Origin of the sequence: Streptomyces sp. NPDC127197 (assembly GCF_042672405.1) — a bacterium.
Classification (GTDB): Bacteria; Actinomycetota; Actinomycetes; order Streptomycetales; family Streptomycetaceae; genus Streptomyces; species Streptomyces flavusporus.
Genome location: NZ_JBHXVG010000082.1, coordinates 1 through 11,971 on the forward strand (window position 1 = coordinate 1; position 11,971 = coordinate 11,971).

The window sequence follows — 11,971 nt, forward strand, 5'->3', positions numbered from 1 at the left end:
CCGGCACCCTCCGCCGCAACGAAGGCACCCTCACCCGCCTCCTCACCTCCGCCGCCCACCTCCACACCCACGGCCACCCCATCAACTGGCCCCTCCACAGCGGTACTCCAGTAGCGGACCTCCCCACCTACCCCTTCCAGCACCAGCGCTACTGGCCCGCGACGGCCACCGTACGGCCCGTGGACGCCGTGTCCATCGGGCTGGGCGTCGCCGGTCATCCGCTGCTGGGGGCGGCCGTGGAAGTGGCGGGCACGGACTCGTACCTCCTCGCCGGTCGGCTGTCTCTCCAGAGCCACCCCTGGCTGGCAGACCACGCCGTCGCCGGAACCGTCCTGCTCCCCGGCACCGGTTTCCTCGAACTCGCCCTCCAGGCCGGCCACCACGTCGACTGCGGCACCATCGAGGAACTCACCCTCGAAGCACCCCTGATCCTGCCCGAGAAGGGCGGGGTCCGTGTCCAGGTCCGGCTCGGGGAGGCCGATGAGGCCGGCCGGCGTGAGCTGAACCTGCACTCGCGGGCGCAGGACGCCGGGGACGACGAACCGTGGACCCTGCATGCCACCGGCACGCTGGCCCCCGCCCAGCGGGCTCCGGAGCCGGACGACGGCCTGGCCGTCTGGCCGCCCGCCGGTGCGGAGGCGGTCACCGTGGCGGACGCGTACGACCGGCTGGCCGAGCAGGGCGTCGAGTACGGCCCTGCCTTCCAGGGGCTGCGGGCGGCGTGGCGGCGCGGTGACGAGGTGTTCGCCGAGGTCGCCCTGGCGGAGGAGGAGTCCGCCGCAGCCGCGGAGTACGGCATCCACCCGGCGCTGCTCGACGCGGCGCTCCAGCCGCTGGGGCTGGGCGTACTGCTGCCGGACCCCGGTGCGGGACTTACGCGGCGTCCGTTCGCGTGGAGCGGGGTGACCCTCCACGCGCAGGGCGCGGACGCGGTCCGGGTACGGATCGCCCTGGCCGGTGAGGACGCCGTGTCCGTCACGGTGGCCGACCCTGCGGGCCGGCCGGTCGCCTCCGTCGACGTACTGACGCTGCGGCAGGTCGGCGCGGAGCAGCTCGCGGGGGCGCGGGAGGCGCGCGGCGAGTCGCTGTTCCGGGTGGAATGGGTGCCGGTCGCGGTGTCGGGACCCGGTACGCCCGCCGGACGGTGGGCGCTCGTCGGCGGCGGCAGCAGCGGTCACCGCAACGTCGACGTGTACGAGGATCTCGGCAGCCTGGCCGTCTCGGCCGCGCCCGTCCCGGAGCTGGTCTTCACGCGCTTCCCGGACACCGGCGCCGGCACCGCGCCGGATAACGGCACCACAGCGGATTCCGGCACCACGCCGGCCGCCGGCACCGCGGACGCCGTACGCCAGGTCACGCACCGCGCCCTGGATCTCGTCCGGACCTGGCTGGCCGATGAGCGGTTCGCCGCGTCGCGGCTGGTGATCCTGGCCGGGCAGGGCCTGACCGGTGCACCGGTCTGGGGTCTGGTCAGGTCGGCGCAGGTCGAGCATCCCGGCCGCTTCGTCCTTGTGGAGACGGAAGGGCCGTCCGGCCAGGACGGCGGCGAGCCCGACTGGGAGACGCTGGCGGCCGCGGCGGCCGGTGACGAGACCCAGTTGCGGCTGCGCGGCACCGAGGTCAGCGCACCGCGTCTGGCCCGTGCCGCCCGCCCCGTCGAGGCGGACGCCGGCTTCGCGGCCGGGGGCACGGTCCTGCTGACCGGTGCCTCGGGTGGGCTCGCCCGTCTGCTGGCCCGCCATCTGGTGGCCGAGCGCGGGGTGCGGAATCTGCTGCTCACCAGTCGTCGCGGTACCGCCGCCGACGGCATGCCGGAGCTGGTGGCCGAGCTGACCGGGCTGGGCGCCACGGTCGAGGTGGCCGCCTGTGACGTCGCCGACCGGGACGCGCTGGCCGGGCTGCTGGCCGCCGTACCGGCGGAGCGCCCGCTCACCGCCGTGGTGCACACCGCGGCCGTCCTGGACGACGGGGTGGTCGAGGCGCTGACTCCGGAGCGGGTCGACCGGGTGCTGCGGCCGAAGGTCGACGGCGCGCTGAATCTGCATGCGCTGACCGAGCATCTGGACCTGTCCGCGTTCGTGCTGTTCTCCTCGCTCTCGGGCACGCTCGGCGGCGCGGGGCTGGCCAACTACTCGGCGGCCAATGCCTTCCTCGACGCCCTCGCCCGCCACCGGCACGACCGTGGGCTGCCCGCGGTGTCGCTGGCCTGGGGGCTGTGGGAGCAGCGCAGCGGTATGGCCGGGCGGCTGAGCGAGGTGGACCTGGCGCGGATGTCCCGCGTGGGTGCGGCGCCGATGTCGGCGGAGGAGGGCCTCGCCCTGTTCGACGCCGCCACCTCGCTGGGTGAAGCCGTGGTCGTGCCGGCCCGTCTGGATCTGGCGGAGCTGCGCACGCAGGCGGCGGCCGGTGTCATGGCGCCCCTGTTCCGCGGAGTCGTCCGTACGTCGGCCGTCCGGCGTACGGCGGCCGGGTCCGGGGGCCGTACCGAGGAAGGCGCGTCCGGGATCGCCGGCCGGCTGGCCGGGCTGGCCCGGGCCGATCAGGAGCGGATGGTGCTGGATCTCGTACGGGAGCAGGTCACGGCCGTGCTCGGGCATGCCTCGCCCGAGGAGGTGCGGGCGAACCGGGCCTTCAAGGATCTCGGGTTCGACTCGCTGACCTCCGTCGAGCTGCGCAACCGGCTCCGGTCGGCGACCGGGCTGCGGCTGACCCCGACCCTGGTGTTCGACCACCCCAACCCGGCCGCCCTCGCGCAGCGGCTGCTGGACGAACTCGTACCGCAGGCGCAGGACGGCGGGCTGCCGCTGTCGGCGGAGCTGGAGCGGCTGGAGGCCGCGTTCCAGGAGTCCGCCCTCGACGACGACGCACGGGGCAAGATCGCGGCCCGCTTGCAGGCCCTGCTCTGGAAGTGGGACGACACCCGCGGCGCCGCGCACGACGACGCCGACGGGCTCGCGGAGGACGGGGAGTTCGACCCCGTCAGCGACGACGAGATGTTCGACCTCATCGACAAGGAGCTGGGCCAGCTCTGATCCCGGGTCCGTGCCGCCCCGCGCGGGCGGCACGGACCGAGCCCCGAGCCGAGCGCTGCCGCCTCTCTTCCCCACCGTGCCACCTGACCACTGGCCTTCCAGCCCCTGGCCTTCTGACCACCGGCCCTCTGACCATTGGCCTTTCTAGGACGTGACCTGATGTCAAAGCCCGCCCGTTCCTCCGACGCCGCCCAGAACATGACCGAGGACAAGCTCCGCGACTACCTCAAGCGCGTCGTCAACGACCTGCGCCAGACCCGCCGCCGGCTCAGCGAGGCGGAGGCCAAGGATCATGAGCCGATCGCCATCATCGGCATGAGCTGCCGATTCCCGGGTGACGTCCGTTCCCCGGAGGATCTCTGGCGGGTCGTCACCGAGGGCCGCGACGCGATCTCCGCGTTCCCCGACAACCGTGGCTGGGACCTGGAGGCGCTGTACGACGCCGACCCGGACCGCTCCGGCACGTCGTACGTGCGGGAGGGCGGCTTCCTGTACGACGCGGCCGACTTCGACCCGGCGTTCTTCGGCATCTCGCCGCGCGAGGCCCTGGCGATGGACCCGCAGCAGCGGCTGCTGCTTGAGACGTCCTGGGAGGCGTTCGAGCGGGCCGGCATCGACCCTCAGTCGCTGCGCGGCAGCAAGGCCGGGGTGTTCGTCGGCAGCAACTACCAGGACTACGCCACCCGGCTGCCCGAGGTGCCCGCGGAACTGGAGGGGCATCTCGGGATCGGCAACACGCCGAGCGTGGTGTCCGGCAGGGTGGCGTACACCCTCGGCCTGGAGGGCCCGGCCGTCACCGTCGACACAGCCTGCTCGTCCTCGCTGGTCGCGCTGCATCTGGCGTGCCACGCGCTGCGGCAGGGCGACTGCTCGATGGCGCTGGCCGGGGGCATCTCCGTCATGTCCTCGCCGGCCTCGTTCATCGAGTTCAGCCGGCAGCGGGGACTAGCCCCGGACGCCCGGGTCAAGGCCTTCGCGTCGGGTGCGGACGGGACGGCGCTGTCCGAGGGCATCGGCATGCTGCTGGTGGAGCGGCTGTCGGACGCGCGCCGCAACGGGCACCGTGTACTCGCCGTGATCCGCGGCAGCGCGATCAACCAGGACGGGGCGAGCAACGGCCTGACGGCGCCCAACGGCCCGTCGCAGGAACGGGTCATCCGCCAGGCGCTGGCCGCCGCTCGCCTGACGCCCGACCAGGTCGACGTGGTCGAGGCGCACGGCACCGGCACCAAGCTGGGCGACCCGATCGAGGCGCAGGCACTGATCGCCACGTACGGCCAGGACCGCCCCGCCGACCGCCCCCTGTGGCTCGGCTCGGTGAAGTCCAACATCGGCCACACCCAGGCCGCGGCCGGTGCCGCCTCGATCATCAAGATGGTCATGGCCCTGAACCAGAGCCTGCTGCCCCGCACCCTGCACGTGGACGAGCCGTCCTCCCGTATCGACTGGGAGGCCGGCGCGGTCTCGCTGCTCACGGACGAGGTGCACTGGCCGGTGGGCGACCGGCCGCGACGGGCCGGTGTCTCCTCCTTCGGGATCAGCGGCACCAACGCGCATGCCGTGCTGGAGGAGGCTCCGCCCGTCGAGGCGGACGACGAACAGGGCGCCACGCCGGCCGAGCCGCGCGCGACCACGGACGTGGTGATGCCGTGGGTGATCTCCGCCCGGACCGCGGACGCCCTGCGCGCCCAGGCACGACAGCTCCGCGCGTACGTGGAGGGACACCCGGACCTGGACACCGCCGCCGTCGCCCACGCGCTGGCCACGACCCGGTCCGCGTTCGAGCACCGGGCGGTCGCGCTGGGCAGCAGCCCCGGCGAACTCCTCAAGTCCCTCGACGCCCTCACCCACGGCGAGCCCTCACCCCACGTCGTGCAGGGCATCGCGCCCGACGAGACCGGCAAGACGGTCTTCGTCTTTCCCGGGCAGGGGACGCAGTGGGCCGGCATGGGCACCGACCTCCTCGACAGCGTCCCGGTGTTCACGGAGTCCATCGCCCGCTGTGAGGAGGCGCTGGCGCCCTACGTCGACTGGTCGTTGACCGAGGTTCTGCGTTCCCGCGCCGACCTGGACCGCGTGGACGTCATCCAGCCCGTCACCTGGGCCGTGATGGTCTCCCTCGCCGCCACCTGGCAGCACCTGGGCATCCGGCCCGACGCGGTGGTCGGCCACTCCCAGGGAGAGATCGCCGCCGCGGCCGTCGCCGGCGCGCTGTCGCTGGAGGACGCCGCCAAGGTCGTCGCCCGACGCGCACAGATCATCGGCCGGCACCTCGCCGGGCTGGGCACCATGGCCTCCATCCCGCTATCCGCCGACACGGTCGCGGAACACCTGGCCGGCATCAGCGGCGTCGGCATCGCCGCCGTCAACGGCCCCAACAGCACCGTCGTATCCGGGGACAAAAACGCCGTCGAGGCCCTGGTCGCCCAGCTCCAGGAACGGGACATACGGGCCCGGCTCATCCCCGTCGACTACGCCTCACACTCCGCACACGTCGAAACCATCCAGGACGACATCACCACCGCACTCGCCGGGATCACACCCCAGCCCTCTGAGGTCCCGTTCTTCTCCACCGTCGAACCCGGCTTCCTCAACACCGAGGAACTGGACGCCGGTTACTGGTACCGGAACCTCCGCCAGACCGTCCACTTCCACACCGCCATCCAGCAGCTCACCGAGGCCGGCCACACCACCTACATCGAAACCAGCGCCCACCCCGTCCTCACCTACAGCATCGAAGAAACCGGACCCGACACCCTCATCACCACCGGCACCCTCCGCCGCAACGAAGGCACCCTCACCCGCCTCCTCACCTCCGCCGCCCACCTCCACACCCACGGCCACCCCATCAACTGGCCCCTCAACAGCCGCGATCGGGTGACCGACCTGCCCACCTACCCCTTCCAACACCAGCGCTACTGGATCGACGCACCGGAAACCACGGCGGCACACGCCCCCGTCCCGGCGACGGACATCGTCGACACGCGTTTCTGGGAGGCCGTGGAGAACGAGGACTGGGAGTCGCTCGCAGACACGCTCGCCGTGCCCGACGACGCCTCGCTCAGCACGGTGCTTCCGGCGCTCGCGTCCTGGCGGCAGGAGCGCAGGCGCGAAGCCGCGGTGAACAACTGGCGCTACGGGATCAGCTGGAAGCCGGTGGCCGACGGGGGTGCCGCGACCGGACTCGGGGGGACCTGGCTCGCGGTCTTCCCGGAAGGGCGGGCCACCGACGACGTCGTCCGTACGGCCGCCGAGGGACTGGCGAGGCACGGCGCGCAGGTCGTACCGCTGGAGCTGAACACCTCCGAGGCTGCCCGTGGGACGTACCTCGACCTCATCGGCGAGACGCTGTCCGCCCAGGACTCTCCGCCGGCCGGCGTGCTCTCCTTCCTCGCGCTCGACGAGCAGCCCTGCCCCGCCCATCCCGCGATGACCGCGGGCGTCGCCGGGACGCTCGCTCTCGTCCAGGCCCTCGGTGACGCACGCCTTGAGGTCCCGGTGTGGTTCGGCACGTGCGGCGCGGTGGCGGTCGGGGCCTCCGACACCCTGACCAGCCCGGCGCAGGCGCAGGTCTGGGGTCTGGGCCGGGTCGCCGCGCTGGAGCAGCCCGAGCGCTGGGGCGGTCTCGTCGATCTGCCGCGGCAGCTGGACGACCGGGCCCGGGCGCGCCTGTGCGCGGTGCTGGCCGGGCTGGCGGGCGAGGACCAGGTGGCGATCCGCCCCTCGGGCGTCTTCGCCCGGCGCCTGGTGCGCTCCCCGCTGGACGTGCAGACGCCCGAGTCGGCGGCACCCGGCTGGCGGACCAGCGACACGGCGCTGGTGACCGGCGGGACGGGAGCCCTCGGTCCGCACATCGCGCGGTGGCTCGCCTCGAACGGAGCCGAGCATGTAGTGCTGACCAGCAGGCGCGGTCCGTCCGCTCCGGGCATGTCCGAGCTGGCGACGGAACTCGCCGCCGAGGGGGTCCGTCTCACGGTGGCCGCGTGCGACGCCGCCGACCGGGAGGCGCTCGCCGGTGTGCTGGAGCAGTTGAAGGCGGACGGCGAGCGGCTGCGCACGGTCGTGCACGCCGCCGCGTTCATCGAGCTGGCGTCGCTGGCCGAGTCGGGGCTCGACGAGTTCGCGGACGTACTGGCCGCGAAGGTGGCGGGCGCCGCCCATCTGGACGAGCTGCTGGGCAGCGACGACCTCGACGCGTTCGTGCTGTTCTCCTCCATCGCCGGTGTCTGGGGCAGCGGCGACCATGGCGCCTACGCCGCCGCCAACGCCTATCTGGACGCGCTCGCGGAACAGCGCCGGGCCCAGGGCCTGAAAGCCAGTTCGATCGCCTGGGGCGTGTGGAACGTGTGGGACCCGGAGCGGCTTCCGGAGGGCGTCAAGCCCGAGCAGCTGCAGGCGCGGGGCCTGCCGTTCCTCGACCCGGACACGGCCTTCGCCGCCATGCGCCAGATCCTCGCGCACGACGAGACCTTCGTGGCCGTGGCCGAGGTGGACTGGGAGCGCTTCGTGCCGGTCTTCACCTCGGCGGGGCCCCGCCCGCTGCTCGCCGGTGTGCTGGAGGCGCGGCGGGAGATCGAGGCGGCCACGTCCCCGGCCACCGGCATCTCGTCGGGGCCGGGGCGCGCACCGAGCGCTCCGTCGTCGCCGCTGCGCGATCGGCTGGAGGGCCTCGGCGCCGAGGAGCGGGACCGGGTGCTGCTCGACCTGGTCCGCGACCAGGCGGCTTCGGTCCTCGGCCATGCCTCCGGGGAGGCGGTCGAGCCGGGGCGGGCGTTCCGTGATCTGGGCTTCGACTCGCTGACCGCGGTCGAGCTGCGCAACCGGCTCAATACGGCCACTGGTCTGCGGCTGCCAGCGACCCTGGTCTTCGACTACCCCTCCCCCGGCGTGCTCGCCGGTCACCTGCGGGACGAGTTCTTCGGCGCGCTGCCGGACACCGCGCCGGCCGGGTCCGCCGCGGCGCCGCCGGCCCTGCCGTCCGCCGACGACGACCCGATCGTCATCATCGGCATGGGGTGCCGCTTCCCCGGAGGCGTGCGCTCGCCCGAGGAGCTGTGGGAGCTGCTGCTGTGCGGCGGCGATGTGATTTCCGGGCTGCCGACCGACCGCGGCTGGGACCTCGACGCGCTGTACGACCCTGACCCGGAGCAGCGCGGCAAGTCGTACACCCGCCACGGCGGATTCCTTTACGACGCCGCCGACTTCGACCCCGCGTTCTTCGGCATCTCGCCGCGCGAGGCCCTGGCCATGGACCCGCAGCAGCGGCTGCTGCTGGAGACGTCCTGGGAGGCCTTCGAGCGGGCCGGCATCAACCCCCAGACCCTGCGGGGCAGCCGTACGTCCGTCTTCGCGGGCGTCAGCTATCACGACTACGGCTCGCGCCTCGGTGAGACTCCGGAAGAGGTCGAGGGCTACCTCGGTACGGGCAACACCGCGAGCATCGCCTCGGGCCGTGTCTCGTACGTCCTCGGCCTGGAGGGTGCCGCGGTCACGCTGGACACGGGCTGCTCGTCGTCGCTGGTCGCACTCCATCTCGCGGCGCAGTCGCTGCGCCAGGGCGAGTCCACGCTGGCGCTGGCCGGCGGTGTGTCCGTGATGGCGGTGCCCACCTCCTTCACCGAGTTCAGCCGCCAGCGTGGCCTGTCCGTGGACGGCCGGTGCCGGGCGTTCTCCGCGGACGCTGACGGCATGGGCATGTCCGAAGGCGTGGGCATGCTGCTGCTGGAGCGGCTGTCGGACGCGCGGCGCAACGGACACCGGGTCCTGGCCGTGGTCCGGGGTACGGCGATGAACCAGGACGGCGCGAGCAACGGTCTAACTGCGCCGAACGGCCCTTCCCAGCAGCGGGTGATCCGGCAGGCCCTCGCCAACGCCCGCCTCACCCCCGACCAGGTCGACGCCGTCGAAGCACACGGCACCGGCACCAAGCTGGGCGACCCGATCGAAGCCCAGGCACTGATCGCCACGTACGGCCAGGACCGCCCCGCCGACCGCCCCCTGTGGCTCGGCTCGGTGAAGTCCAACATCGGCCACACCCAGGCCGCTTCGGGTGTCGCGGGTCTCATCAAGATGGTCATGGCTCTTCAGCACGGCGTCCTGCCGAGGACGCTGCACGTCGGTGAGCCGACGCCGAAGGTGGACTGGTCGGCCGGAGCCGTCGCCCTGCTGACCGAGGAGACCGCCTGGCCCAGCACGGGTCAGCCGCGCCGCGCGGGCGTCTCGTCGTTCGGCATCAGCGGCACCAACACGCACGCCGTGCTGGAGCAGGCACCGGACGAGGAGCCGGCCCCGGCCGCGGGGTCGACGGACGAGGTGGTGCCGTGGGTGATCTCCGCCCGGGCCACGGACGCACTGCGGGCCCATGCCCGACAGCTCCGCGAGTACGTGGAGGGACACCTGGCCCTGGACACGGCGGCCGTCGCCGACACGCTCGTCAACGGACGCGCCCTGTTCGAACACCGTGCCGTCGTCCTTGCCGAGACCTCCGACGTCCTCACTGCGGCGCTCGATGCCCTCGCCACCGGGCAGCCCCACACCCATCTCGTCCAGGGGCAGGCCAAGACCACCGGCAAGACGGTCTTCGTCTTTCCCGGGCAGGGGACGCAGTGGGCCGGCATGGGCACCGACCTCCTCGACAGCGTCCCGGTGTTCACGGAGTCCATCGCCCGCTGTGAGGAGGCGCTGGCGCCCTACGTCGACTGGTCGTTGACCGAGGTTCTGCGTTCCCGCGCGGAGCTGGACCGCGTGGACGTCATCCAGCCCGTCACCTGGGCCGTGATGGTCTCCCTGGCCGCCACCTGGCAGCACCTGGGCATCCGGCCCGACGCGGTGGTCGGCCACTCCCAGGGCGAGATCGCCGCCGCGGCGGTAGCGGGTGCACTGTCGCTGGAGGACGCGGCCAAGGTCGTCGCCGTCCGCGCGCAGATCATCGGCCGGCACCTCGCCGGGCTGGGCACCATGGCCTCCATCCCGCTATCCGCCGACACGGTCGCGGAACACCTGGCCGGCATCAGCGGCGTCGGCATCGCCGCCGTCAACGGGCCCAACAGCACCGTCGTATCCGGGGACAAAAACGCCGTCGAGGCCCTGGTGGCCCAGCTCCAGGAACGGGACATACGGGCCCGGCTGATCCCCGTCGACTACGCCTCACACTCCGCACACGTCGAAACCATCCAGGACGACATCACCACCGCACTCGCCGGGATCACACCCCAGCCCTCTGAGGTCCCGTTCTTCTCCACCGTCGAACCCGGCTTCCTCAACACCGAGGAACTGGACGCCGGTTACTGGTACCGGAACCTCCGCCAGACCGTCCACTTCCACACCGCCATCCAGCAGCTCACCGAGGCCGGCCACACCACCTACATCGAAACCAGCGCCCACCCCGTCCTCACCTACAGCATCGAAGAAACCGGACCCGACACCCTCACCACCACCGGCACCCTCCGCCGCAACGAAGGCACCCTCACCCGCCTCCTCACCTCCGCCGCCCACCTCCACACCCACGGCCACCCCATCAACTGGCCCCTCCACAGCCGCGATCGGGTGACCGATCTCCCCACCTACCCCTTCCAACACCAGCGCTACTGGATCAACCCCACCAGCGACAGCCGTACGAACCTCTCCGGGGTGGGTCTGGCGGCCGCCGGGCACCCGCTGCTGGGGGCGGCCGTGGAGCTGGCGGGCACGGACTCCTACCTGTTCACCGGTCGGCTGTCTCTGCAGAGCCACCCCTGGCTGGCGGACCACGCCGTGGCCGGAACCGTCCTGCTCCCCGGCACCGGGTTCCTCGAACTCGCCCTCCAGGCCGGCCACCACGTCGACTGCGGCACCGTCGAGGAGCTCACCCTCGAAGCACCCCTGATCCTTCCTGAACGGGGCGGAGTGGACGTGCAGGTGAACGTGAGCGCCGACGACGACTCGGGGCGGCGTGAGCTGAGCCTCCACTCGCGTGCGCAGGACGCCGACAGCGACGAGCCGTGGACCCGGCACGCCACCGGCACCCTGGCCCCCACACAGCAGTCCCCGCGGCCGGACGCCGGCCTGACCACGTGGCCGCCGGCCGGGGCCGAGCCGGTGGAGACCGAGGGCTACTACGACCGGCTGGCCGAGCAGGGCTACGGGTACGGTCCTGCCTTCCACGGCCTGCGGGCGGCGTGGCGGCGCGGTGACGAGGTGTTCGCCGAGGTCGCGCTGCCGGAGGAGGAGTTCGCCGATGCCGCGGAGTACGGAATCCACCCGGCGCTGATGGACGCGGCGCTGCACGCGCTGGGCCTTGGCGTGCTGCCTGCAGCGGGCGAGGGCCAGGCGCGGCTGCCGTTCTCGTGGAGCGGTGTGACCCTGCACGCGGCAGGCGCCGCCGCGCTGCGGGTGCGTGTGGCGCCGCTGGGGGACGCCGAGGACGCGGTGTCGGTCACCGTGGCCGACCCGACCGGCGCGCCGGTCGCCACGGCCGAGTCGCTGGTCGTACGGCCGGTGGTCACCGCGCAGCTGGGGGCGGCCGGTTCATCCGTGAACGACAGCCTGTTCCGTATGGACTGGGTGACGCCCTCCGCGGGGTCCGCGGGGGCCTCTCCCATCGAGGCGCGGCGCTGGGCGGTCGTCGGGCCGGACCCGCTGAAGGTGGGGCGGACGCTGGAGGAGACCGGTGCGACGGTGTTCGCGGCCGACGACCTGGACTCCGTGGCCATGCTGGACGCCGTTCCGGACGTGGTGGTCGTGCCGTACGCGCCTCAGCAGGACGGCACCGACAAGCTCGCCGCACGGGTCCATGAGGTGCTGCACGGGGTGCTGGACCTGGTTCAGGGGTGGCTGGCGGACGAGCGTCTCGCCGGCTCCCGGCTGGTCCTGCTCACCCGCAACGCGGTCGTCACCTCACCCCAGGACACCCCCGACCTGGAACACGCCGCCCTCTGGGGCCTCATCCGCTCCGCCCAGTC

At 72.9% G+C, this 11,971-nt stretch carries 2 protein-coding genes; both read left to right on the forward strand.

The features are described from left to right. On the forward strand, window positions 1-3,032 hold a 3,032-nt coding region (locus ACFVJQ_RS44515; RefSeq protein WP_385791620.1), incomplete at its 5' end, for an SDR family NAD(P)-dependent oxidoreductase. A 159-nt stretch (window positions 3,033-3,191) separates the two neighbouring features. Continuing rightward, the coding region (locus ACFVJQ_RS44520) for a type I polyketide synthase (protein WP_385791622.1) at window positions 3,192-11,971 on the forward strand (8,780 nt) is incomplete at its 3' end.